The organism is Arthrobacter sp. UYCu723, assembly GCF_054059215.1.
Window position 1 is genome coordinate 2,661,528 of the sequence record NZ_JBSSBW010000001.1, and the last position, 24,213, is coordinate 2,685,740.

General features: G+C 68.1%; 23 protein-coding genes and 2 pseudogenes. 13 read left to right on the forward strand and 12 right to left on the reverse strand.

Features of this window, described 5'->3' with window-relative positions:
- Positions 1–4: 4 nt before the first annotated feature.
- Positions 5–1,207 carry an ROK family protein gene (locus ACVWZ8_RS12505; protein ID WP_426979046.1) on the reverse strand — a complete coding sequence of 401 codons (1,203 nt, stop codon included), beginning with the start codon at positions 1,205–1,207 and terminating at the stop codon, positions 5–7.
- 107 nt (positions 1,208–1,314) lie between these two features.
- Between ACVWZ8_RS12505 and ACVWZ8_RS12510 the strand changes: the two genes are divergently transcribed.
- The 5 genes from ACVWZ8_RS12510 (at position 1,315) to ACVWZ8_RS12530 (ending at position 6,356) form a co-directional block, all read left to right on the forward strand.
- Positions 1,315–3,021: a glycoside hydrolase family 13 protein gene (locus ACVWZ8_RS12510; RefSeq protein ID WP_456504813.1), complete on the forward strand. Its 1,707-nt coding sequence runs from the start codon at positions 1,315–1,317 to the stop codon at positions 3,019–3,021.
- Positions 3,018–4,055 (forward strand): aldo/keto reductase, encoded by a 1,038-nt coding sequence (locus ACVWZ8_RS12515; RefSeq protein ID WP_456504814.1) that lies wholly within the window; start codon positions 3,018–3,020, stop codon positions 4,053–4,055. The genes ACVWZ8_RS12510 and ACVWZ8_RS12515 overlap by 4 nt, the downstream gene beginning before the upstream one ends.
- A gap of 184 nt (positions 4,056–4,239) precedes the next feature.
- Entirely contained in the window at positions 4,240–5,103 is an 864-nt protein-coding gene (locus ACVWZ8_RS12520) for an HpcH/HpaI aldolase/citrate lyase family protein (RefSeq protein ID WP_426979044.1), read from the forward strand.
- A 28-nt stretch (positions 5,104–5,131) separates the two neighbouring features.
- On the forward strand, positions 5,132–6,085 hold the full coding sequence (locus ACVWZ8_RS12525; RefSeq protein ID WP_456504815.1) for a DUF2797 domain-containing protein: 954 nt from the start codon (positions 5,132–5,134) through the stop codon (positions 6,083–6,085).
- Between the two features lie 46 nt (positions 6,086–6,131).
- On the forward strand, positions 6,132–6,356 hold the full coding sequence (locus ACVWZ8_RS12530; RefSeq protein WP_426979042.1) for a DUF3188 domain-containing protein: 225 nt from the start codon (positions 6,132–6,134) through the stop codon (positions 6,354–6,356).
- On the opposite strand, the gene ACVWZ8_RS12535 is transcribed toward ACVWZ8_RS12530, so the two are convergent.
- Entirely contained in the window at positions 6,346–8,007 is a 1,662-nt protein-coding gene (locus ACVWZ8_RS12535; protein WP_456504816.1) for a SulP family inorganic anion transporter, read from the reverse strand. The two genes, ACVWZ8_RS12530 and ACVWZ8_RS12535, sit on opposite strands and share 11 nt — an antisense overlap.
- The gene (locus tag ACVWZ8_RS12540; RefSeq protein WP_456504817.1) at positions 8,004–8,381 is read right to left on the reverse strand and encodes an ArsR/SmtB family transcription factor; all 378 of its coding nucleotides are present in this window, start codon (positions 8,379–8,381) and stop codon (positions 8,004–8,006) included. Before ACVWZ8_RS12540 ends, ACVWZ8_RS12535 begins: the two co-directional genes overlap by 4 nt.
- A 147-nt stretch (positions 8,382–8,528) precedes the next feature.
- Here ACVWZ8_RS12540 and ACVWZ8_RS12545 point away from each other — a divergent pair, with 147 nt between their 5' ends.
- The 4 genes from ACVWZ8_RS12545 to ACVWZ8_RS12560 are packed head-to-tail and all read left to right on the forward strand — an operon-like array spanning position 8,529 to position 11,930.
- A complete protein-coding gene (locus ACVWZ8_RS12545; protein ID WP_426979039.1) occupies positions 8,529–9,014 on the forward strand; it encodes an FAS1-like dehydratase domain-containing protein in 486 nt (161 codons plus the stop codon).
- 32 nt (positions 9,015–9,046) lie between these two features.
- Positions 9,047–9,508, forward strand: coding sequence for a MaoC family dehydratase (locus ACVWZ8_RS12550; protein WP_456504818.1), 462 nt, complete (start codon positions 9,047–9,049; stop codon positions 9,506–9,508).
- Between the two features lie 13 nt (positions 9,509–9,521).
- Positions 9,522–10,802: an MFS transporter gene (locus tag ACVWZ8_RS12555; protein WP_426979037.1), complete on the forward strand. Its 1,281-nt coding sequence runs from the start codon at positions 9,522–9,524 to the stop codon at positions 10,800–10,802.
- Positions 10,803–10,862: 60 nt separating this feature from the next.
- Entirely contained in the window at positions 10,863–11,930 is a 1,068-nt protein-coding gene (locus tag ACVWZ8_RS12560; protein ID WP_426979036.1) for a UDP-N-acetylmuramate dehydrogenase, read from the forward strand.
- A 32-nt stretch (positions 11,931–11,962) separates the two neighbouring features.
- Here the strand turns inward: ACVWZ8_RS12560 and ACVWZ8_RS12565 are convergent, their stop codons facing one another.
- Complete coding sequence (locus ACVWZ8_RS12565; protein WP_456504819.1) at positions 11,963–12,472, reverse strand: hypothetical protein; 510 nt, start codon at positions 12,470–12,472, stop codon at positions 11,963–11,965.
- A gap of 75 nt (positions 12,473–12,547) precedes the next feature.
- Here ACVWZ8_RS12565 and ACVWZ8_RS12570 point away from each other — a divergent pair.
- From ACVWZ8_RS12570 to ACVWZ8_RS12580, 3 genes and pseudogenes are all read left to right on the forward strand, one after another.
- A pseudogene (locus ACVWZ8_RS12570) lies at positions 12,548–12,814 on the forward strand (DNA glycosylase AlkZ-like family protein); the annotation flags it as partial.
- A gap of 126 nt (positions 12,815–12,940) precedes the next feature.
- Positions 12,941–14,107: an ISAs1 family transposase gene (locus ACVWZ8_RS12575; protein WP_456504820.1), complete on the forward strand. Its 1,167-nt coding sequence runs from the start codon at positions 12,941–12,943 to the stop codon at positions 14,105–14,107.
- Positions 14,108–14,114: 7 nt separating this feature from the next.
- A pseudogene (locus tag ACVWZ8_RS12580) lies at positions 14,115–14,978 on the forward strand (winged helix DNA-binding domain-containing protein); the annotation flags it as partial.
- Here ACVWZ8_RS12580 and asd read toward each other — a convergent pair.
- From asd to ACVWZ8_RS12620, 8 genes are all read right to left on the reverse strand, one after another.
- Positions 14,975–16,117 (reverse strand): aspartate-semialdehyde dehydrogenase, encoded by a 1,143-nt coding sequence (gene asd, locus ACVWZ8_RS12585; protein ID WP_426979033.1) that lies wholly within the window; start codon positions 16,115–16,117, stop codon positions 14,975–14,977. The pseudogene ACVWZ8_RS12580 and the gene asd overlap by 4 nt on opposite strands.
- 90 nt (positions 16,118–16,207) lie before the next feature.
- Entirely contained in the window at positions 16,208–16,426 is a 219-nt protein-coding gene (locus ACVWZ8_RS12590) for an NF038396 family protein (protein ID WP_426979032.1), read from the reverse strand.
- Positions 16,427–16,428: 2 nt separating this feature from the next.
- Positions 16,429–17,019: a dihydrofolate reductase gene (locus ACVWZ8_RS12595; protein WP_426979031.1), complete on the reverse strand. Its 591-nt coding sequence runs from the start codon at positions 17,017–17,019 to the stop codon at positions 16,429–16,431.
- The gene (locus ACVWZ8_RS12600) at positions 17,016–17,819 is read right to left on the reverse strand and encodes a thymidylate synthase (protein WP_426979030.1); all 804 of its coding nucleotides are present in this window, start codon (positions 17,817–17,819) and stop codon (positions 17,016–17,018) included. Before ACVWZ8_RS12600 ends, ACVWZ8_RS12595 begins: the two co-directional genes overlap by 4 nt.
- Before the next feature lie 103 nt (positions 17,820–17,922).
- Positions 17,923–18,900: an NUDIX hydrolase gene (locus ACVWZ8_RS12605; protein ID WP_426979029.1), complete on the reverse strand. Its 978-nt coding sequence runs from the start codon at positions 18,898–18,900 to the stop codon at positions 17,923–17,925.
- Between the two features lie 10 nt (positions 18,901–18,910).
- Complete coding sequence (locus ACVWZ8_RS12610) at positions 18,911–21,160, reverse strand: RNA degradosome polyphosphate kinase (protein WP_456504821.1); 2,250 nt, start codon at positions 21,158–21,160, stop codon at positions 18,911–18,913.
- A gap of 140 nt (positions 21,161–21,300) precedes the next feature.
- Complete coding sequence (gene mshD, locus ACVWZ8_RS12615; RefSeq protein WP_426979027.1) at positions 21,301–22,296, reverse strand: mycothiol synthase; 996 nt, start codon at positions 22,294–22,296, stop codon at positions 21,301–21,303.
- 256 nt (positions 22,297–22,552) lie between these two features.
- On the reverse strand, positions 22,553–23,251 hold the full coding sequence (locus ACVWZ8_RS12620) for a winged helix-turn-helix transcriptional regulator (protein ID WP_426979025.1): 699 nt from the start codon (positions 23,249–23,251) through the stop codon (positions 22,553–22,555).
- A gap of 227 nt (positions 23,252–23,478) precedes the next feature.
- Between ACVWZ8_RS12620 and ACVWZ8_RS12625 the strand changes: the two genes are divergently transcribed.
- Positions 23,479–24,213 (forward strand): permease, encoded by a 735-nt coding sequence (locus ACVWZ8_RS12625; protein ID WP_426979024.1) that lies wholly within the window; start codon positions 23,479–23,481, stop codon positions 24,211–24,213.

The following is a 24,213-nucleotide window of genomic DNA, read 5'->3' on the forward strand; positions in this document are numbered from 1 at the left end:
GCGATCACGCCGGCGCAGGAAACTCCAGCTCCAGGGCATTCTCCTCCACATAGTCCAGGGCGTGCCGGATGGCGCCCATCGTGACGATCGCATCGCCCAGCGGGGAGACCGTGACGCGCGGCGGGGTCGCGGTGAAGCGGGGGAGCAGGGCGTTGATGCCGGGCAGCAGCGCCCCGGCCGACTCGGCTACGGCACCCCCGATCACCACCTGCTCCGGGTTGATCAGGCTGGCTATCGAGGCAATGACCCGCGCCATCCGCTCCGAGATCCGGTCCAGGATCTGCAGCGCCGCGGGATCCCCGGCGCGGGCATCCTCGAAGACCCGACGGGCGCTGGCCGCGCCTCCCTGAGTGCCTCCGGCTGACGGCCCGCCGCCGGCCGCGGACCACTGCCGTGCCAGGCTGGCGATGCCGTCGCTGGAGCCCACGCCCTCGACCATGTCCAGGTAGCCCATTTCGCCGGCCGCGCCGCCCCGGCCATGCAGCAGCCGGCCGGACTCCATCACGCCCGCACCGAGCCGCTCGCCAGCCAGGAGCACCACGAGGTCGTCCACGCCCGTGCCGGAACCGCGCCAGCGTTCGCCGAGCGCGGCGAGGTTGGCGTCGTTCTCCAGCAGGACAGTCCACCCGTGCAGCTCCTTGAAGGCGGAGCGGAGCCCGACGTCGAACAGGCTCCAGAAGTGCTGGTTCACCAGGACGTTGCCGTCGCGGTCCACTGGGGCCGCGATACCGGCCCCGGCCGCCAGGACCTTGGCGGGATCCGTCCCCGCGGCCGCCAGCGCCTGCCGGCAGGCCCGGTCCACGACGCCAATCCGCTCCTCCGCGGGGATGTCTGTGGCCCTGAAGCTCTCACTGGAGCGCCCCACGACCGTGCCGCGGAGGTCCGCCACGGCAGCCGTCGTGGTGGCAGCGCCGATGTCGATGCCGAGGACGTAGCCCGCCTGGTGGTTGAGTTCGAAGCGCCGGGCCGGCCGGCCCTTCCTGGGGGTGCCGGGCGAGACCTCGTCCCGCTGGGGGGTGTCCAGCTCGCGGATCCAGCCGCGCCGGATCAGGTCCTCGCAGACGGCAATCACGGACGCCCTGGTGAGCCCGGTCCGGGCCATCAGCTCGGTGCCGGTGGCCACGTCGATGCTGCGGACACAGCCCAGTACCGCCTGGGCGTTGACCCGGCGCAAGAGCTGGGGCGTGGCGGCGGCTGCCTGCGGCATCAAATCTTGACCTCCCCTGGATCCGGACCCATAATTGTTCAGGCAATAGATTTACCTTGTATCTAAAATACCAGAATCCTGTCCCGAGCCCCGAAGGAATCTCTCTCTTGACCACCACCGCCACGCTGGCAACCCTGTCCGGTTCCGACCTTGCTGCCGATCCCAACTGGTGGCGCCAGGCGTCCGTATACCAGATCTACCCGCGCAGCTTCTCCGACTCCAACGGTGACGGCCTGGGCGACATCAAGGGCATCACGGCCAAGGTCCCGTACCTCAAGGAACTCGGGATCGACGCCGTCTGGCTGAGCCCGTTCTACCCCTCCGCCCTCGCCGACGGCGGCTATGACGTCGACGACTACCGCGACGTGGACCCCAAGCTCGGCACGCTGGCGGACTTCGATGTGATGTCCGCCGCGCTGCACGCCGCCGGCATCAAGCTCATCGCGGACATCGTCCCGAACCACTCCTCCAACCGGCACGTGTGGTTCCAGGAGGCCCTCGCGGCTCCCAAGGGTTCTGCTGCCCGGGACCGCTACATCTTCCGGGATGGGCTTGGGCAGAACGGCGAGGTTGCGCCCTCGGACTGGGAGTCAGTCTTCGGCGGGCCCGCCTGGGAACGCATCACGGAACCGGACGGCACCCCCGGCCAGTGGTACATGCACATCTTCGCCACGGAACAGCCGGACCTGAACTGGTCCAACCGCGAGATCCGCGATGACTTCCTCAAGACCCTGCGCTTCTGGTCCGACCGTGGCGTGGACGGCTTCCGCGTGGACGTGGCGCACGCCCTCACCAAGGACCTCACCGAGCCGCTACTGTCCAGGATTGAGCTGGGCCCGGAGAGTGGCGCCGCCGACGGGTTCGACGACGGCTCGCACCCGTTCTGGGACCGCGACGAAGTCCACGAGATCTACGTTGAATGGCGCGAGGTCTTCAACGAGTACAACCCGCCGCGCACCGCCGTCGCCGAGGCCTGGGTCCACGCCAGCCGCCGTGCCCGCTACGCCAGCCCGCAGGGCCTGGGCCAGGCCTTCAACTTCGACCTCCTGCAGGCCGATTTCGACCCCGACGACTTCCGCGAAATCATCACCCGGAACCTCGCCGAAGCCACCGAGTCCGGGGCATCATCCACGTGGGTCTTCTCCAACCACGACGTCGTCCGGCACGCCACCCGCTACGGCCTGCCCAAGGCCGGCGGCAAGCACGCCAAGGGTCAGGACGGCAAGGGCTGGCTGCTGGCCGGCGCCCCGGCCGAGGAGCTCGACGTCGAACTCGGCCTCCGCCGCGCCCGCGCGGCGACCCAGCTGATGCTCGCCCTGCCCGGCTCCGCCTACCTGTACCAGGGCGAGGAACTGGGCCTGCAGGAAGTCGGCGAGATCCCCGACTCCGAGCGCCAGGACCCCACCTTCTTCCGCAACAAGGGAGTCGAGATCGGCCGTGACGGCTGCCGCGTGCCGCTGCCCTGGGCCGCGGAGGGCAGCTCCTTCGGCTTCGGCGACGGCGGGGCGCACCTGCCGCAGCCGGCCTGGTTCGGCCGCTACGCCGTCGCTGCCGAGGACGGCGTGGAAGGATCCACCCTGGAGTTCTACCGCAAGGCCCTCAAGCTGCGCCGCGAACTGCATACCTCGGAAGAACTGGAATGGCTCGAAACCGGCAACGCCGACGTCCTGCACTTCAGCCGCCCGGGCGGCTGGCAGACGGTGACCAACTTCGGCGACGAACCGGTGGAACTGCCGGCCGGCCAGGTGCTGCTCAGCAGCGGACCGCTCGACGGTGGCCTGCTGCCGGCCAGCACCACCGTCTGGCTGCGGTGAGCCACGCGTCCGGAGGCCCCGAAAACAGCATGTTGCCCGCCCAGGAGCCGGTCCCCGCCCAGGAGCCGGTCCCTGCCCAGGAGCTGATCACTTTCCAGGAACTGATCTACGGCTGCATGGGCCTCGGCGGCAGCTGGTCGGCGGAGCCGTACTCGTCTGCGGACGTGGACGAGGCTGCTGCCGCCGTGGACGCCGCCCTGAATGCCGGCATCACACTGTTCGACCACGCCGACATCTACCGCAACGGCAAGGCCGAGGCAGTGTTCGGTGAGGTGCTGGCCCGGACGCCCGGGCTGCGGGAACGCATTCGGCTGCAGACCAAGTGCGGGATCCGGCTCAACGAACAGGGCCTGGAGACGCACTACGACCTCAGCCGGGACGGCATCCTGGCACGGGTCAACGAAAGCCTGGCCCGGCTCCGCACGGACTACGTGGACATACTGATGCTGCAACGCCCCGATCCGCTGATGGACCCGGCCGAGGTGGCCTCCGCCGTCGGGCAGCTGATGGCCGAGGGCAAGGTGCGCGCCGTGGGCGTGTCCAACATGTCCGGGCCGCAGATCGAGGTGCTGCAGGACCGGCTGGAGGCCCCGGTGGTGGCCAACCAGCTGGAAATGAGCCTGCTGAAACGGGCCTGGCTGGAAAGCACCGTGTTGGTCAACCACGCGGAGGGCACCGACTACAGCTTCCCGCACGGCACCGTGGAGCACTGCGTCCGGCAGGGGGTCACCCTGCAGGCCTACGGCGCGCTGGCCCGCGGCCTGTACACCGGGGCGCCGGCCGCCTTGCCGACCGCAGCGGAGGTCGCCACCACCGCCCTGGTGGCGCAGCTGGCCGGGGAAAAGTACACGACGGGGGAGTCGATCCTGCTGGGCTGGCTGATGAAACACCCGGCGGGGATATCGCCGGTGATCGGCACCGCCAAGCCGGACCGCATCCGGGCCTGCGCGGACGCGGCCGAAGTGGCCGCAGGCATGAGCCGGGCCGAGTGGTACCGGCTCTGGGTCACGGCGCGGGGCAGCAACATCCCCTAAATGGACGCCGTCGGGCTGGTCCATCCGGCCCTCCCGACTAGCTCGCAGTTGTTGTCGTTTTGGGCGCCCAGAACGACAACAACTGCAAGCTACTTGGGTAAGGTTTGTGATTTTGGTCGTAATGGATACCCCGCGGGGCCGGAATACTTGGCTGGAGGGGCCCGGATGCGGATAGCGTAGAGACATGACCTCTACCACCGCAGCCGGGACCGTCCGGCCTCAACGCAACGTTCCAGCAGAAATCGCCCGCTCGTGGCTCCTGGTCAACGCGATGAAACCCGAGCTCTTCGACCAGTCCGCCGTCTCCCGTGCGGACGCCATCATCCTTGATATCGAGGATGCCGTGGACCCTTCGCAGAAGGACGCCGCCCGCGCGCACGTGGTGGACTGGCTCGCCGGCGGCGGCAACGCCTGGGTCCGGATCAACGACGCCACGAGCGCTTTCTGGGCCGATGACCTCGCCGGCCTCCGCGGCACGCCCGGCCTGCTCGGGGTCATGCTGGCGAAGACCGAGTCCGCGGACCAGGTCACCGAAAGCTTTCACCGCATGGACGGCAAGACCCCGGTGATTCCGCTCGTCGAGTCCGCCGTCGGGATCGAGGAAGCCAACCGCATCGCCAAGGCCCAGGGCGCGTTCCGGCTGGCCTTCGGTTCCGGCGACTTCCGCCGCGACACGGGCATGGCAGCCACCCCCGAGGCCATGGCCTACCCGCGCGCCAAGCTCGTGGTGGCCAGCCGTGTCGGCAACCTGCCGGGTCCCATCGACGGCCCCACGGTGGGAACAAACCACCCGATCCTGCGCGAACAGACCGGGATCACCGTGATGATGGGCATGACCGGCAAGCTCTGCCTCGCCATCGACCAGACCAACGTCATCAACGAGGTCATCAGCCCGACGCCGTCCGACGTCGCCTGGGCCACGGACTTCATGGCCGACTTCGAGGCCAGCGGCCGGGTCATCCGCGACGGTTCCGACCTGCCGCGCCTGGGCCGCGCCGAGAAGATCATGAAGCTCGCGGTAGCCTTTGGGGTGCAGCCGGCGCTGTAGCCGCACCCGTACCAAGCTGGGAGACCCCGTGACCGATACCCGTTATCTGGTCCACGGGGTCTTTTGGGATGGTCCGCCGCCCGTTCCCGGGCCGGGATCTGAACAGTCCGACGGCGGACAGCCGGTGCTGCGGCTGCAGGACCCCTCCGGCACCTTCACCGCGCTGGCGCTCGACGCCGGCACCCGCCTCGGTTTCCGGCTCGCCGCCGCAGGGAAGTCCTGCCTTGGGCACCACTTGGTGCACGGTCCCGCGGAGCGGGACCACATCCTGTGCCCCGCCCGCGCCGCCGCCGTCAAAGGCAGCCAGTGCGGGCGCTGCTTCGTCCTGGACGATTCGCGGCTCATCCACGACTTCCACCGCGGCGGGCGGGTCCCGCCGGGGCTGCGCGCGTACCTGATGCAGCAGCACTGGCTCTACGTCGCCACCTTCGCGAACGGGGCCAGCAAGGTCGGCACCGCCTCGCACCTGCGGAAATGGAACCGGCTCGCCGAGCAGGGCGCCGTCGTCGCCCGCTATGTGGCCCGCGCCGACGACGGAAGGGTGGTCCGGATCCTCGAGGATCTGGTCACCCGCGACGCCGGACTGCCGCAGCAGGTCCGCTCGGCCGCCAAGGCCGCCGCGCTCGTGGCGCCGGCAGCCGCCGTCGAGCTCGAGGCGCTCAACAACCGGCTGGCCGCGGAAACCCGCCTCCTGCTGACCGGCGCCGGCATTGACGGCTTCGAGGTGGTGGACGAGACGTGGGTGCGGCCGGTGCTGTCGGACGCCGCATGCGCGCCGGCTGCCCGGCACGCTTATCCGCATGAGCTCAGCGCGGACGCCCACGGGTTCCGGATCGACTCGCTGAGCGGCAGTATTGCGGTCGCGGCACTGGACGGCAGCGAGCTGGAATTCGTGGTGAACCTGGGGCAGCTCAAGGCACGGGTGATCGAACTCGGTGACCACGGCTCGGACGTCCCGGCGGTGCAGGAGTCGTTGTTCTGAGGTTGCGGCTCGAAACGCCGGGCCCCCTGCCCGGTAGACTGGGGCGGTGCTGAACGAATTCTGGGCCTCCGCGACAACCACCTACAAGATGCTCGTTTTCAGCGCCATGGGCCTGATTGCCCTCGGCATCATCCTGAATATTGTGGGCAACAGTTCCGATAACCAGGGCCTGGCCGTGGCCTCGCTGCCCGTCATCGGCCTCGGCCTGATCCTGCACATCGCGGGGATTGTGGTCCGCGGCCAGACCATCCGGAAGAACCTCAAGCGCTGACGGCTGCGTTCCGCCGGACGTGGCTGCGCGCGTGGTCCACGGCCGCCGGCAGGCTCGTGAACAGGTGCTTGTGGTGCCGCAGCGAGCGGATCACGCCGACGTTGGTCACGAGCTCCAGGTGCTCCGGCTGGACGCCCTTCAGGAGCACCGTGACGCCCCGCAGCTCCAGCGCCGAAATCACCTCCACGAGCGTGTGGGCGCCGGTGGCGTCCAGCATCCGCACCTGGGAGAGCCGGATGATGGCCACCTGGATGTCCTTGACCTGGCTGATCTCCTGCAGCACCCGTTCCGCGGCGCCGAAGAACATGGCTCCGTCCAGCCGGAAGATGGCGATGTGCCCGTCGCCTTCCTCGGCTGCCCCGGGAATCTCCTCGCGCTTCACTCCGCTGAGCGAGGCGAATTTCCGCAGCGTGAATACTGCCGCGGCGGCGAGCCCGATCTGGATGGCGATGATCAGGTCGAAGGCCACGGTGATGAGGGCGGTGATGACGAAGACGGCGGCGTCGGCGCGCGTGGAGCGCAGGATGGCGGTCACGGTGTGCCGTGAGACCATGCGTGTCGCCGTGACCATCAGGATGCCGGCAAGGACCGCCAGCGGGATCCGGCCGACCAGCCCGGCCGCCAGATAGATGATGGCCAGCAGCACCAACGCGTGCACTATCGCGGACAGCCGGGTCTTGGCGCCGGAGCGGACGTTGACGGCGGTGCGCGCGATGGCGCCGGTGGCGGGCATGCCACCGAAGAATCCTGCCGCCACGGAGGCAAGGCCCTGTCCCGTAAGCTCCCGGTCCGGGCTGTACGCCCCGGTAGGCCTGCCGTCCGGGCCGACCATGCCGGCGGCCACCCGGGCCGAGAGCAGGGATTCGATCGCGGCCAGCGCCGCAATCGAGACCGCGGGCATCAGCAGTCCGCCAAGCGCCGCCGGATCGAAGGAGGGCGGCGACGGCGCGGGCAGCGAATGCGGTAGGGCGCCGATCCGCGGGATGTCCAGTTGCAGCACTTCAGCGGCCACGGTGGCCAGCAGCACGGCGATCAAGCTCGCAGGAAGGGACTTGCTCAGCTTCGGCAGCAGGAACATCACGGCAGCGACACCCGCCACCACGGCCAGCGTCTGGATGACGGTGGGCCCGGTGGCCCGGGACGCGCTCTCGATGGCCGCGAGCAGGGTGTTACGGCCTGGCGTCGCCTCGGTTCCGGTAGCCAGAGGGACCTGCTGGAGGAAAATGATCGCGGCGATGCCAAGGGTGAAGCCCTCAACTACCGGCCACGGGATGAAGGCCACGGCCCGGCCCAGCCCGCTGATCCCCAGCATGATCACCAGCAGCCCGGCCATCAGCGAGACGAGGGCGATGCTGCCGGCGCCGTGGGAGGCCACCACCGGGGCCAGCACCACCACCATGGCGCCCGTAGGCCCGGAGACCTGGACGTTCGAACCGCCCATGACGGCGGCCACGAGGCCGGCCACCACCGCGGTGATCAGGCCGGCCTCGGCGCCCACGCCGGAGTTCACGCCGAAGGCCAGCGCCAGCGGCAGCGCCACGATGCCCACCGTGCTGCCGGCGAGCAGGTCCGTCTTCCAGGTCGAACGCAGCCCGTCGTAGTCGCGGCGGGAGGGCAGTAACCTGCTGAGCAGCGCTCGGGCGGCGCTCACGACGCGGAACCCTGGAGATGGCCGCCCGGAAGCTCCTGCGCCAGCCGTAGCTGTTCGTTCGAATCGGCCAGGCTGTCCAGCAGGAAGATCCGGGCAATGGCCAGCAGTTCCGAGATCTTCGGATGGGCGAGCCGGTAGGTCACCGCATTGGCGGACCGGGCCGAGGTCACCACGCCGTGCCGGCGGAGCGTGGCCAGATGCTGCGAGAGGTGCGAGGCCTCCAGCCCGGTCTCGGCGAGCAGGTAGCTGACCGGCGCCGCGGTGTCCGGGGCGGCCGCCAGCAGTTCAAGCACCCGGATCCGGGCCGGATGGGCGAGGGCTTTGAACAGTTTCGCCTTGATCTCGTACAAGGGGGTCTGCGCTGCGGAAATCATGGCTGGCCTGCGCTCTCGGCACCGCGGCCCGGCATGCGCCAGTACGCGGATTGATGAATTGATGTTTTCATCATACCGCACGGTGAGGCCCGGCCCGCCCGGTGTCACACGGGAGGCCGGCTGGCTGCGTGGCGCTAGGCTGGATCCATGACTATCAATCCGGATCTGCAGGGCCGCAGCTACCCTGCCGCAGAGGTGTACGAGGTAGGCCGCGAGAAGATCCGCGAGTTCGCGCGTGCGGTAAAAGCCACCCACCCCGCCCACTTCGATGTGGACGCGGCCACGGCGCTGGGCCACAGCGACCTCGTGGCGCCGCCGACCTTCGCGATCATCGTCGCCCAGCGCGCCGACGCCCAGCTGATCGAGGATCCCGACTCCGGCATCGACTTCTCCCGTGTGGTCCACGCGGACCAGCGCTTCATCCACCACCGTCCGATCGTGGCCGGGGACCGGCTGATCGCGGAACTGCACGTCGACGGCGTCCGCGCCATGGGCGGCGGCGCCATGATCACCACCCGCTCGGAAATCTTCGCACTTGCCGCAGGTGCAGACGCAGTCGCGACCGGCGATGACTCCCGCGAGGCCGTCGCCACCGCCACCTCGTCCATCCTGGTCCGCGGAGAGGGACAATAGTGAACAAGAATCCAGCGAACAAGAAACAGGGCATGAGCACGGCAACCACCCCCACCCTTGCAAGCCTCACGGTCGGCCAGGGCATCGGCAGCCGCAGCATCGAGGTCACCCGCACTGACCTGGTGAAGTATGCCGGCGCCTCCGGTGACTTCAATCCGATCCACTGGAACGAGGCCTTCGCCACCGGCGTCGGGCTGCCCGGCGTGATTGCGCACGGCATGTTCACCATGGGTGCGGCCGTCCAGCTGGTCACCGACTGGGCCGGCGACCCCGCCGCCGTCGTCGATTTCCAGACCCGCTTCACCAAGCCCGTCCCGGTGGCCGACACCACGGGGACCCCGGAGCCCGGTGCCGTGATCGAGGTCAGCGGCGCCATCGGAGCGCTCGACGCCGGCGCGGGCACCGCCCGCGTGGACCTCACCGTCGTCTCGGGCGGCCAGAAGGTGCTGGTGAAGGCCCAGGCCGTCGTCAGGCTGGCGTGGCCAAGATCGTGACCAAGATACTGCCGTGACCAAGGATGTCTTGGTCCCGGCTGCCGAGATCACGCACTGGCGGAACGCTGTGGTGGTGGCCTACGGGGCCAGCGGAATCGCGTTTTCCACCTGGGTGTCCCGGCTGCCGGCCATCCGTGACGGCCTGGACCTGACTCCAGGCACTATTGGGCTGCTCCTGCTCTGCATGACGGCGGGGTCTTTCCTGTCCGTGTCCGCCTCGGGCCTGATTGTCCTTCGGCTCGGCTCCAAGCGCACCATCCGGATCGGCAGCATCATGGTCGGGTTCGGGCTGATACTGGCAGGCTTCGGCACCTCCGTGCTCGCCAGCCCGGTGGTGGTCGCCGCGGGACTGGCGATCATCGGGCTGGGCACCGCCAGCTGGAACACCGCGTCCAATGTCGAAGGCGCCGCGGTGGAACGCGCTGTCCGGCGGCACATCATGCCCCGGCTGCACGGTTCCTTCAGCCTGGGAACAGTGGCAGGAGCCGGGCTGGGTGCCTGGGCTGCCGGTGCCGGCATCCCGGTGTTCTGGCATCTGGCAGCGGGCGGGCTCGTGGTGGCCGGCTCGGTGGCAACTGCCGCTGCCTGGTTCCGTGCAGACATCACTCCGGTCGAGCCGGAACGCCCCTTCAAGGCATCCGGGACAGATACGTTCGAGGATCCCTCCACCGGGCCCATCCCCATCGTCCGGCAGACGGACGCGGCCCCCGAGCAGCCGCTGGACAACAGACGCCAGATCGGCCAGGCCTGGCGGGACCGCCGGACCCTCCTGCTGGGCGTGCTGGTGCTGGGGCTGGCCCTTGCCGAAGGGGCGGCGGGCGACTGGGTGGCCCTGGCGCTCGCAGACGGCCATGGCCAGTCGGATGCCGCCGGCGCCGCCGGGTACGGGCTGTTCGTCACCTTCATGACCGTGGGCCGCTTCGCCGGCACGCTGGTCCTGGACCGCTTCGGCCGCGTCCCGGTGATGCGCTGGTGCGCCGCCCTGGCCGTGCTGGGCCTGGGTCTGTTCGTCTTCGCCCCGGTTCCGTGGCTGGCCTACGTGGCCCTGGCGATCTGGGGACTTGGCGCCTCGCTGGGATTCCCGGTGGGCATGTCCGCCGCAGCCGACGATCCCGTCAAGGCCGCCGCCCGTGTCTCGGTCGTGTCCACGATCGGCTACGGAGCATTCCTCTGCGGGCCCCCGCTGCTGGGCCTGCTGGCGGAACACGTCGGCATCCTTCACTCGCTGCTGGCCGTGATGGTGATGCTCGTGGTCAGCTTCCTGCTCTCCCCGGTGGCGCGAAAGCTCAGTTAGCCTGCCGGGCACCGCCGGCCCGCTTGCCGGGGAGCCGCCGTTCCCGGCTAGGCTGGTGAGGTGACCCAGACACTGCTTTCCGCCCTGACCACGGCTGCCGTCGGCGGCCCCGCCGGCAACTTCATCGAGGCCCGCACTGAGGCCGAAATCATCGACGCCGTCCGCTCGGCCGACGCCGCCGGCGAGCCGCTGCTGATCATCGGCGGGGGTTCCAACCTGCTCGTGTCCGACGACGGGTTCCCCGGGACCGTCCTGAAGATCGCTTCGGACGGGTTCACCGTCAACGCCGAGGATTCCTGTGGCGGGGTGGCCGTCGTGGTCCAGGCCGGCCACAACTGGGACGCGCTCGTGGAGCACGCCGTGCTGCACGCCTGGTCCGGCATCGAGGCGCTGGCCGGTATTCCGGGCGCCACCGGCGCCACGCCCGTGCAGAATGTCGGGGCCTACGGTTCCGACGTCTCCCAGACGATCGCCGCCGTGCGCACCTGGGACCGGGAACGCAACGCCGTCCGGACCTTCACGAATTCGGAGCTGAAGTTCGGCTACCGCGATTCCGTCCTCAAGCAGACCACCGTCAACGGCTCCCCGCGCTTCGTGGTTCTCACGGTGGAGTTCCAGCTTCCGCTGGGCCGGATGAGCGCCCCGGTCCGGTACGCCGAACTCGCCCGGACCCTCGGCGTCGAGGCGGGCCGCCGGGCGTACTCGAATGACGTCCGGCGCGAGGTGCTCCGGCTAAGGGCCTCCAAGGGCATGGTCTCGGATCCTTCGGACCGGGATACCTATTCCACCGGTTCGTTCTTCACGAACCCGATCGTGCCGGCGGAGTCGGCTGCGCAATTGCCGGCAGACGCTCCCCGGTATCCGGGCGGAACGGACGGGCTGACGAAGCTCTCGGCTGCCTGGCTGATCGACCAGGCCGGGTACGGCAAAGGCTTCGGGCTCGACGCCGGCAGCGTCTCGGGCGGCCGTGCTTCGCTGTCCACGAAGCACACCCTGGCCATCACCAACCGGGGCGGCGCGCGGACCGAGGACATGCTGGCAATCGCGCGGGAGGTGCGGCGCGGCGTCGTCGAACGCTTCGGCATTGAACTGCACCCGGAACCGCTGCTGATCGGCGTGGAGCTCTAGGAAACGGCGTCTGCCGCCGGCACAGTTGCCGCTTAGCTCCGGCGGCCGCGCGGGGAAACCTTGCTGAGCCGGGAAACCTTGCTGAACAGCATGAAGGTGAAGCCCGACGCCGCGGCGCCCAGCAGGAAAACCTGGCAGAACGCCACGGACTGCGCGCTGGGTCCGCTCCGGAGCAGCAGACCGGCGCAGGCGAAGACGACGGCCCCGGCGAGCAGGGCCAGGGAGCCCAGCAGGAAGCTCTGCACCGTGGCTGGTAGCTCCGCCCCGGTCTCGAGCCGGAGTTCCGCGTCCCGCGGCTCGGCGGTGCGCCGGGCTTCGGCGCGCCGCTGCAGCGCGGCGGCCGTGACGAAGGCGGCCACGGAGACGGCCATACACACGCTGGCGACAAGCTGCATGGTGCTCATCATGGGGGAGAGGCGGGTGCCGCTGGCGATCGCGACGGCCAGGCCGGCAGCCATTCCGGCCGCGCTAGAGGCCCAGCCCAGCAGGGCAAGCTTCCTGCACAGGGGCCGCAACAGCGGCCACATCTCACTCATGGTCATGTACCAAGCGTAGGCAGTCCTGCTGGAAGGCGGCTGGGAACGGCCGGTGCGGAGGCAACGGCCTACGATGGGTCCATGACAGCAGTGGTGCGCGCCCGGCTGAGCCGGGGGACCATGGGCCGGCTCCGCCTGGCCTCACAGGGGCTGACCGGCCCGGGGCTTGGAACTGTCCCGGACGCCGTCCGGTGGATGACCGCGATGCAGGCGCAGGACCTGCCGGCCGCGCTCTGGGCCGTCGGGCAGCGGGTCCCCGGTGCCCGCCTGGGCGAGGTCCGCGGCGCGCTGGATCGGGGTGAGATTGTCCGCTCCTGGCCGATGCGCGGCACCCTGCACCTCAGGGCTAATGCAAAGTCGTGGGGTGGGTCCGGCAGGCTGGCGGTGACACGCGCCCAGTGCGTGCTTTTAAAGTAGGGGAACTCCTGTTAAACAGGGTGATTGTCTAGATCACTGTGTACCAGGAGTTCCTTCATGCCATCTTCCCCTATCAATACCATTGCCCGCCAGTTGGAGGTCATTCCGGAGCCGGTGAAGTCATCGCTGACGCCGGGGACGATGCGGGAAGTCCTTGCTTCCGTTCCGGATCCTCGGAAGCGCCGGGGCATCAGGTACGGGCTGGCGGGAATCCTGATTTTGGCGGTTTGCGCCATGCTTGCCGGGGCGAAGTCGTTTGCCGAGATCGCTGAGTGGGCCGCCGACACGGGACGCAAACCCTTGGCCAGGGCCGGCGTCAGTGTCCCGCATGTGACGACCATCCAGCGGGTGCTGGCCCGGGTGGACGGAGATGCCTTCGACACCGCCCTGGGCGCCTGGGTCATGGGCCAAGTGAAACCACAGGCCATTGCCGTGGATGGGAAGGAAGTCCGCGGGGCGAAGAACGGTGGCGGTGACCGGGTCCACTTGATGGCCGCCGTTGACCACGGAGCCGGCACCGTTCTGGGACAGGTTGACGTCGGCATCAAGACTAATGAAATCACCCGCTTCGAGGACCTTCTGAACACCATCACGAACCTCAAGGACGTGGTGGTCACGGCCGACGCGATGCATACCCAACGCTCCCACGCGGAATACCTCCATGGCCGCGGAGCCCATTACGTGCTCACCGTGAAAGGCAACCAGTGTGCCCTGCAACGGCAATTGAAAGAACTGCCGTGGGAGGACGTCCCGGTTGGCAACAGGCAGCGGCACCGCGGCCATGGCCGCGCCGGTTCCCGGGCGATCAAGGTCGTCACCATCGATGCCGGCATCCTCTTTCCGCATGCCGCCCAGGCAGCCCAGATCACCCGCAGGTCCCGGAAACTCAAGGGTAAAAAGTGGAGTGCTGAGACGGTGTACATCATCACGTCCCTGCCGCTGGAGACCACCAGCGCCGCCGAGCTCAACACGCTTGTGCAAGGTCACTGGACCATCGAGAACCGGCTCCACTGGGTCCGTGACGTGGTCTTCCTGGAAGACAAGTCCATGGTCAGGTCCGGCAATGCTCCCCGGCTCATGGCGTCCCTGCGAAACCTCATCATCAGCCTCTACCGGATAGCGAAAATCACCAACATCGCCAAAGCCACCCGACACACCGCCAGAGACGCCAAACGAGCCCTCAAACTCGCCAGAATCAACCCACTACCCACGACTTTGCACTAGCCCTGCCCTGCACCTGCTGGCTCCCGAAGACCTGAAGTGGATGCTGGCGATCACATCCGAGCGGCTCATCCGGGGGATGGCGGGACGGCACAGGGAGCTGGAGATCACGGCAGCGGACGCGGAGGTGGTGCGTGAGGCCGCGCTTGGGCTCGTGTCCGGCGGCGGCTCCGCGACCCGGGCCGAGCTGTTCCAGGCCTTTGAAGATGCCGGCCAGTCGGCGGCGGGCCAGCGGGGCATCCATCTGCTGGGGATCCTCTGCCAGCGGGGATGGCTGGTGCAGGGGCCGCCGGCCGGCAACCAGCAGCGGGTGGTCGCCTTCGACGAGTGGATCAAGGAGTCGCGTTCACTGGGCCGCCAGGAGGGCATCGCCGAGCTGCTGCTGCGTTACCTGCGCAGCCACGGACCCGCCACGGAACGTGATTTTTCCTGGTGGGCGGGCGTCCCGCTGACCGAGGTCCGCGCCGCCCTCGCCGCCGTGAAGGACGAGCTGGTGGAGCTGGAGTTTGAAGCGAAGAGCTACTGGCTGTCGCCGGAGACGGCGGCGCTGCTCGACGGCGCCGTCCCCGGGGCACGCTCGGTGCTGGCGCTGCCGGGCTTTGATGAGTTCCTGCTGGGTTACGCGGACCGGTCGCTGGTGCTCCCGGCGGAGCATTCGAACAAGATCGTGCCCGGCGGCAACGGGATGTTCAAGCGGACCATCGTGGCAGGCGGCGAGGTGGTCGGCACGTGGGCGGCGGCACGGAACGGCGCGGGGGCCGGCGTCGTGCCTGAGCCCTTTGACGGGATTAACGGACTGCGGCCTGCGGTCCAAAAGTCCTTTGAGCTGCAGGCCACGAAGTACCGGAAATTTCTCGGAGTTGACCGGAGCTAGAGCGTGCCGGTGGCGATGTTGAGCATGCGGCGCAGCGGTTCGGCGGCGCCCCACAGCAGCTGGTCGCCGACCGTGAAGGCGCTGATGTACTGCGGACCCATCTCGAGCTTGCGGATGCGGCCCACCGGGATGTCCAGGGTGCCGGACGCCGCCACCGGAGTGAGATCGGCCATCGAGGCTTCCTTGGTGTTCGGCACCACGGTGGCCCACTCATTGTCAGCGTCCAGGAGCTTCTCGATCTCGGCGACGGAGAGGTCCTCGCGGAGCTTGAGCGTCAGGGCCTGCGAGTGTGAGCGCATGGCGCCGATCCGGATGCACAGCCCGTCCATGATGATGTGGTTCTCGCCGGACGTGCCGAGGATCTTGTTGGTCTCCACCCCCGCCTTCCACTCCTCCTTGGACTGGCCGTTGCCGAGGTCCGCGTCGATCCACGGGATCAGCGAGCCGGCCAGCGGCACGCCGAACTGGCTGGCGTCGATGTCGGTGCGCTGGTGTGCCAGGACCTTGCGGTCGATCTCCAGGATGGCCGACGCCGGGTCGTCCAGTTCGCTGCTGACCTCGGCGTTGAGCGTGCCGAACTGGCTGAGGAGTTCGCGCATGTGCCGGGCGCCGCCGCCGGACGCCGCCTGGTAGGTCATCGAGGTGCCCCATTCGACGAGGCCGTTCTTGAACAGCCCGCCCAGGCCCATGAGCATGCAGGAGACGGTGCAGTTGCCGCCGATGTAGTCCTTCACGCCGCCGGAGAGGCCGGCGTCGATCACGTCGCGGTTGATCGGGTCCAGCACGATGATGGAGTCGTCGTTCATCCGCAGGGTGGAGGCGGCGTCGATCCAGAGGCCGTCCCAGCCGCGGCTGCGGAGCTCGCCGTGGACCTGCTTGGTGTAATCGCCGCCCTGGGCGGTGACGATAATCGGCAGCTTAGCCAGCGTCTCGACGTCGAACGCGTCCTCGAGCTTGCCGGCCGCGCCCGCGGCAGCACCGGCAACGGCCGGGGCGGCACCTCCGGCGTTCGAGGTGGAGAAAAATACCGGGTTGATGTTGGCGAAGTCGCCCTCGTCCTGCATACGCTGCATCAGGACGGAACCGACCATGCCACGCCAACCGACCAGTCCAACGGACGGAGTAGCTGCTGTAGTCATTGGCCCAGTTTAGACTTTGCGGCCGGCAGGGCGCAGTCGGTTACGTCACCCGGTAAGCCGTGGACGCCGTCGCGATCGACGCGGAGGCCGCTATTCGCCGTCGGGCTCGGCCAGCAGAGCCGATTTTCGCTTCCGCAGGGCATAGACCGCGCCGAAGGCGAAGAGCTGGGTGACCACGACGAGCACGATCGCCCCTGTGATCTTGTTGCCGCCCAGGATCATGGTCAGTCCCACGATGGCGGAGAGCAGCGCCAGCAGGGGCAGCAGCATGTAGCCGAGGACAAAGAGGGTTTCGGGTTTCTTCGGCATTCCTAGGCCTCCGTCCGGCGCCAGAGGGTGACGCGGTAGCGGGTCCCGTTGTCCGCGGTCAGCCAGCCGTCGGCGGGCAAGGACGCGCCGGCCGTCCAGTCGTAGCCGAGCTCGGGGGCGAAAGTATCTCCCTCGGTGGCGGAGTCGATCGTGGTCACGACGGCGACGTCCGCAAGGTCCGCAGACTGCGCGAAGATCTCCCCGCCGCCGATGATCCAGACCATCTCGTGGCCGGGTGCGAACTGCGATTCCAGCAGCGCGTCGTCGAGGGATTTGACGGCGATGGCGCCCTCGGCCGCGGCTGTGCCGCCCCAGCCTTCCTGCCGGGTGATGACGATGTTGGTCCTGCCGGGCAGCGGGCGGTACTTGTCCGGGAAGGATTCCCAGGTCTTGCGGCCCATGATGACCGGGTGGCCCGCGGTGAGCCGGCTGAAGTGCTTCAGATCCTCCGGCAGGTGCCACGGCATGCCGCCGTCCCTGCCGATGGCTCCGGTGCTGGTCTGGGCCCACACCACGCCGAGGCCGGTGAGGGAGGCGGCGAGTTCCTCGGTGAAGTTGGTGGGCTGCGCCTCGGGGCTGGCTTCGTTGCTCATACGGCTATCGGGGCCTTAATCGTCGGGTGGTGCTGGTATCCGACCACTTCGAAGTCATCGAGGGTGTAGTCGAAGATGGAGTCCGGTTTACGGGTGATCTTGAGCTGCGGGGAGTCGTAGGGTTCCCGGGCGAGCTGCTTGAGGACCTGGTCCATGTGGTTGTCGTAAATGTGGACATCGCCGCCGGTCCAGACGAACTCGCCCGGTTCCAGCCCGGTCTGCTGGGCGATCATGCAGGTCAGCAGGGCGTAGGATGCGATGTTGAACGGCACCCCCAGGAAGGTGTCCGCCGAGCGCTGGTACAGCTGGCAGGAGAGTTTCCCGTCGGCGACGTAGAACTGGAAGAAGGCGTGGCATGGCGGCAGGGCCATGTCCTTGAGCTCGGCCACATTCCAGGCCGAGACGATGTGCCGGCGTGAGTCCGGGTTGGACTTGAGGTTCTCGATGAGTGCGGCGATCTGGTCGATGTGGCCGCCGTCGGGGGTGGGCCAGCTCCGCCACTGGACGCCGTAGACCGGGCCGAGTTCACCGTCGGCGTCGGCCCATTCGTTCCAGATGGTGACGCCCTGGTCCTGCATCCATTTCACGTTCGTGTCCCCGCGCAGGAACCAGAGCAGTTCCACGGCGACGGACTTGAAATGCACACGTTTGGTGGTGATCAGGGGGAAGCTCTTGCTCAGATCGAAGCGGAGCTGGCGGCCGAACACGCTGAGCGTGCCGGTCCCGGTACGGTCCGATTTGTGCGTGCCGTGTTCCAGGACATCGCGCAGCAGGTCTTCATAGGGCGTTGGAATGCTCACCGTCCCAGTCTACTGATCCGCCGGGCTCCGCTCATTCGTGTTGCCCGCCAAGTCTCGTCCGCACGACGGCGAGCAGTGCGGCGTCGCACGACGGATCGGGGCCTCAGTCGTCGAAGGGCCGGAACCGTTCCACGGCCACGATCTTGTTCTTGCTGCCGTGCGCCACGTGGCACACGATGATCTCGCCCGGGGCCAGAAAGGGGTCCGCGGACGGCAGCTTGTCCCGGAGGCGCGAGTTCATGTGTTTTTCGAGCTGCTTGAAGACGGTCGGCAGCGCCGGGCGGTGGGTGCACAGGGCCACGGGCCGCTGTTTGTCGAACAGGGCTGCCACGACGGCGGCCGTCTTGTGCGGGCTGCGGCCGTGCCGGTGTTCGGTGAGCGACTCGTTGAGCTTCACCTTGGCATCCGCGGCCTTGGCGTACGGCGCGATGGTGGCCACACACCGAAGCCAGGGGCTCGAGACGATCCGTGAGGGTTTCCACGCCTGCAGGAGCCGCCCCACCGCCTGGGCCTGCCGCAAGCCGGTGGCGGCCAGCGGGCGCTCTCCCTCGGCCTTGGTCCAGGAGGAACGCGGTTTGGCCTTGGCATGGCGCACCACCAGCAGCGGCCACGTCGCCAGTTCGCCGCGGTCATGGGCCGCCACCAGATGTTCGAGCGGGGTGACGTCGCTGGGATTGCTCAGCAGGCGCGCGGCCCTCTCCGGGGAGCACCACATCACGCTGTCCACTTCCTTGCCGTCGGGCACGATCCTCGCGCCGTCGACGTCGACGGCCCAGTAGTGGACCACCTTCAGCCCGGCGGGCACGTGGTAGTGGATGGGAGGCAGCGGGATCCCCAGCGGGGCGCTGAGCCCGATTTCCTCCTGCACCTCGCGGCTGGCGCACTCCGGCACCGTCTCGCCGGGATCGATCTTGCCCTTGGGCCAGGACCAGTCGTCATACCGTGGACGGTGGATCAGCAGGACTTCGAGCTGGTCCTTCGTCGCCGAATTAAGGCGCCAGGGGATGGCGCCGGCGGCGGTGACCGCAATCGCTTCGCCCGGGTGGTCCGTCTGGTCCGCAACCAGTGAATCGCTACTCAACGCCACAGCCCTACCGAAGGCCTGCCGAGCGCTGCCGCGAGCGGGATGCGAGCAGCCAGGACTGGACGTCCTCCAGATTTTGGCCGTCCTCGCTGAGATGGTGGCGCTCCCACTCTCCCCGGCTGTCCAGATGCCAGCTGGCCGTCCCGGGATCCATGTAGCGGCGGAGCATGTCCAGGACATACGTCGTGTCGTCCCCGCTGGTGAGCTGCACGAGGGCCTCCACGCGGCGGTCCAGGTTGCGGTGCATCATGTCGGCCGAACCGATGTAGACCACCGGGGCGCCGGCGTTGGCGAACGCAAAGACGCGGGAGTGTTCGAGGAACCGGCCGAGGATGGAGCGGACCGTGATGTTCTCGCTGAGACCGGGGACGCCCGGGCGCAGCGAGCATATACCGCGGACAATGACGTCCACCGGGACACCGGCCTGGGACGCCCGGTACAGGGAATCGATGATGGCCTCGTCCACCATCGAGTTGACCTTGATCTGGACGCGGGCAGGGAGGCCTGCCCTGGCATTGCGGATTTCGGTTTCGATCCGGTCAATGAGCCCGGACCGCACCGAACGCGGTGCCACCAGGAGCCGCTTGAAGGTGGACTTGGGCGCGTAGCCGGAGAGCTGGTTGAAGAGCTTGGAAAGGTCTTCGCCCACCTGCTCGTTTGCCGTCAGCAGCCCCAGATCCTCGTAGTAGCGGGCAGTGCGCGGGTGGTAGTTGCCGGTGCCGATGTGGCAGTAGCGGCGCAGGCCGTCCACTTCCTGGCGCACCACCAGGGACAGCTTGCAGTGCGTCTTGAGTCCCACGATGCCGTAGACCACATGGACGCCGGCCTGTTCCAGTTTCCGGGCCCAGGAGATGTTGGCCTGTTCGTCGAAACGGGCCTTGATTTCCACGAGGGCCAGGACCTGCTTGCCGGCTTCGGCGGCGTCGATCAGCGCATCGACGATGGGGGAGTCGCCCGAGGTGCGGTACAGCGTCTGCTTGATGGCCTGGACCTTCGGGTCCGAGGCGGCCTGCTCCAGGAACGCCTGGACGGAGGTGGAGAAGGAATCGTACGGGTGGTGCAGGAGGATGTCCCGGCGCCGCATGGCCGCGAAGACATTGGCCGCCTTGGAGGTCTCCGATTCGTTGAGGTACCGCGAGGTGTGCGGGACGTGCTTCGGGTAATGCAGGTCCGCACGGTCGATTCCGGCAATGACGGAGAGGCCGCGCAGGTCCAGCGGGGCCGGAACAGAGTAGACCTCGGATTCCTCGACGCCCAGCTCGCGGATCAACAGGGCCCGGATGTTCGGGTTGATGTCGTTGGTGACCTCGAGCCGGACGGGAGGCCCGAAACGGCGGCGCAGGAGTTCCTTCTCCAGCGCCTGTAGCAGGTTCTCGGCGTCGTCCTCTTCCACTTCGACGTCTTCGTTGCGCGTGACGCGGAAGGTGTGGTGCTCGAGTACCTCCATGCCGGCGAACAGCTGGTCCAGGTGGACGGCGATGACTTCCTCGAGGGCGATGAAGCGGGCCACCCGCCCGGGAATGGAACCCGCGCGCGGACCGTCAATGGAGATCAGCCGGGGCAGCTGGTCCGGGACCTTGACGCGGGCGAAGAGCTCCTTGTCGCTGACCGGGTTGCGGACCACCACGGCCAGGTTGAGCGAGAGTCCGGAAATGTAGGGGAAGGGGTGGGCCGGGTCCACAGCCAGCGGCGTCAGGATCGGGAAGACCTTCTCGGCGAACATGGCGCTGAGCTGGTCCTGGGCCTGGGAATCCAGTTCCTCCCAGTGCATGAGGTGGATGTGTTCGTAGGCCAGGGCGGGGCGGATCTGTTCCGCGTAGACCCGGGCGTGGCGCTGCTGCAGCCGGTGGGCGGCTTCACCGATCTGCTCCAGGACCTGCATGGGGCTCAGCCCTGCGGGGGAGGTCACGGCGAGTCCGGTGGCGATCCGGCGCTTCAAGCCGGCGACGCGGACCATGAAGAACTCGTCCAGGTTCGACGCGAAGATGGACAGGAAGCCGACCCGCTCCAGCAGGTACAGATTCGGGTCTTCGGCCAGTTCCAGGACACGGGAGTTGAAGGCGAGCCAGCTCAATTCGCGGTCCAGGAAGCGGTCGGGGCTGATGTCGCCCTCCGGTTCCAGGTTCGGTGCGAACTCGGGAATATCGATCCGGTCCTGGGTGGCGCGGGAGGCCGGCACTTCGGAGGAGCCGAAACGGGCACGTACGGGACGCACCTTTTCTTCAGACGTGGCGGTCCGGGCAGAATCCCGTTGCATGGTCTCTCCTAAATACTGGCGCGATTTAGCTTCAACCTTACAAGCAATCAGATTCCGCCGAGCCCAGATTTCGGCCCCGGCCGGCCGCATGTCCGCCGACTGGATTAAGGGCGGGAGGAACGGCTGGAGGAACGGCGCAACTAGCGCCCGTCAAGCGGGGCATACATGACGTCGACGTCCCAGCGGGTGAAGCCCAGCCGCCGGTACAGCGAGACGGCAGGGATGTTGTCGGCGTCGACATAGAGCATCACCGCGTGCAGGCCCTGCTGCTGCAGGTGCCTGATGCCGGCGACGGTCAGAGCCTTGCCGAGTCCGGTGCCCTGCGCGGCCGGCGTGACGCCGACGACGTACACCTCGCCGATCGCAGGATGCCCGCCGTGCCGGGGGTGCACCTTGGTCCAGTGGAAGCCGAGCAGCCGCCCCCCGGAGTCCTCGGCAAGCAGGAAGCCGGCGGGGTCAAACCACGCTTCGGCCATCCGCGCGTCCAGGTCGGCGCGCGTCATGTTCCCCTGCTCCGGGTGGTGCGCGAACGCGGCCCGGTTCGCCGCCAGCCAGGCGTCCTCGTCCCGGCCCGGAACGAACGCCCGCACCGTGACGCCTTCCGGCAGGGCGACGTCGGGCAGCTCCGCCGCCGCCGTGGTCAGTCGCATCTTCCACAGTTCGCGGAACGGGCCGTAGCCATAGCGCGCCGCCAGTTCCGCCGCCGCCTCATGGTTTCCATGCGACCAGGCCTTGAGGCCGGCAAAACCGCGGGTGTTCCTGAGCTCGCGCACGAGCCGGTCCGCCACGCCCTGATTGCGGTAGCTCGGGTGGACGGCGACTTCCAGCACCCCGGTGCCGTCCGGCTCCTCGACGACGACGGCGAAGCCCGCCAGGTCCTGCGCTGTTGCGGGGTCGGGCTTTTCATCGCCCGAATCATCGGGGGCGTACAGGGCGAGCGTCAGCACTGTATTTGTACCTGCGGTCTTGCCGGTGTCCGCGGCACTGAGCGTCACAAGCGTTTGTTCGGACAGCGGCGGATTGCCGTCGGATTCCTCTGCGGCAGCCGCGAGGGCTTTGACGTCCCTCAGGAGCTGCTCCTCCGCAGCTCCCTTGGCGACGAAGACGGGCCAGTTTTCCGGATGCGCAGGACTCATGGTGCAAGGCTATACGCTGGGCCTCGGCGGGGCCGATTTTGTTGTTTCCGGACCTGTTACGTATAGTCGTTAACTCATCCGGCGGTCCGCAGCACAAAGAGCCAGTCCGGTTGCGAGGGGGATCCACCACTGGGGTGGCCTCGATACGTTCGACCCGTATGTCCTCCACTCACATAGCAGAAAGCCCCGGACTCCACAGAGTCCGGGGCTTTCCATTTGTCTCGTGTCAGGTCCGGTGGAACTGCGCGGCCGGTGCTCAGGCCTCGCTTAGTTCCTCTTCCGGATGACGGACCAGGGTCAGGCGGTAGCCGACGTTGCGGACGGTGCTGATGAGGTTCTCATGGTCGGCGCCGAGCTTGGCCCTCAGCCGCCGGACATGGACGTCCACCGTGCGGGTGCCACCGTAGTAGTCGTAGCCCCACACTTCGGTCAGCAGCTGCGCCCGGGTGAAGACCCGGCCCGGGTGCTGCGCGAGGTACTTGAGCAGCTCAAATTCCTTGAACGTCAGGTTCAGTGCCGCCCCGTTGACGCGGGCGGTGTAGCTGGCCTCATCAATCACGACGCCGGCGGCGCGGATCTCCGTCGGGGTGTCGTCCTGATCCGGCACGGCGCGTGCGACGCCCAGCCGGATGCGGGCTTCCACCTCGGCCGGTCCGGCGGACTCCAGCAGGATGTCGTCCACGGCCCAGGCCGAGGACACAGCGGCCATGCCGCCCTCCGTGAGAATCAACACCAGCGGCGCGCTCAAGCCGGTGGCCTTGAGGAGCTGGGTGAGGGAGCGGGCGCCGACCAGGTCCTTGCGGGCGTCCAGCAGGACGATGTCACAGGGGTCGGTATCCAGCAGTGCGGTGGGTTCGGCCGGAAGGATGTGGACGCGGTGGTTCAGTAGTTCCAGCGCAGGCAGGACGTCCACCGATGAGCCGGTGCTGTTCGTCAGGAGCAGGATGTGCGACATGGTTCCTCCAAGGGGTGTCCGCGCATCGTTGGGCGTCTGTAGCTGAAATCGAGTATACCCAACGGCCTCTTTCCACACACGGTCCCGTCACCTGGCGCGGGTCCTTTTGCGACATAAAACGTTCACATAAGGCAGGATTGATCCGTCAGGGCGCGCAGCCTTGAAGATGGCGATCAGCTCGAATTGGGGTCCGCAGTGAGCGAAGGTACGGCATTGGCGGGTAGTCAGTGAAGACATGGAGCATAGGAATCATCGGCCTGGCCGGTCTCGCAGCCATCATCGGCGGCGCCTACTCCTCACCGGTTGCCCTGCTCGCCGTCGCATCGCTCACCGCGGCCGGCGTCGGCATCGGCTGGCCCCACTTCCTGGGCATCCCCGCCAAGAAAACCCTGGCCGCCCTGATAGGACTGCCGGGCGTGGGGTCCGCCGTCGCAGCCACCTACCTTCCCGCCCCGGGCTTCCTGAACTGGACCCCGTCCTTCCTGGCCGCCGGCGTCATGGCCATCTTCGTGATGCAGCTGCTCCGCGGCACCGGCCAGGCCCAGCGGCTTGAATCCACGCTCGGTTCCTGTGCCGGCGTCCTGTTGTCCTGTCTCGGAGCGGGCTGGATCGCGTGCTCCCGCTTCAACGGGGTCCGGGAAATGCTCCTCGTCGCGGCCATCAGCGCCGCAATTGCCTTGATGGCGGGCCTGATCCGCTGGCCGGACAGGATCGTCGCGCCGCTGGGTATCATCGGAGCGGGACTGGCCGGCCCGCTCGCCGGGCTGGTGTTTTCCGATATCGCCGTCCTGCCGGCTGCCCTCGTCGGCGTCGTCGTGGGGTCCGTGCTGGTGAGTTTCCGCCGCCTGGTGGTCCTCCGCGGCGAAGCGCTCAACCTCCCGGCGGCCCTGGGGATGGGTCTGGGGCCGGTCTCCGCCGTCGGCTCGCTGGCATACTTCATAGACAAACTACTCATCTACTAA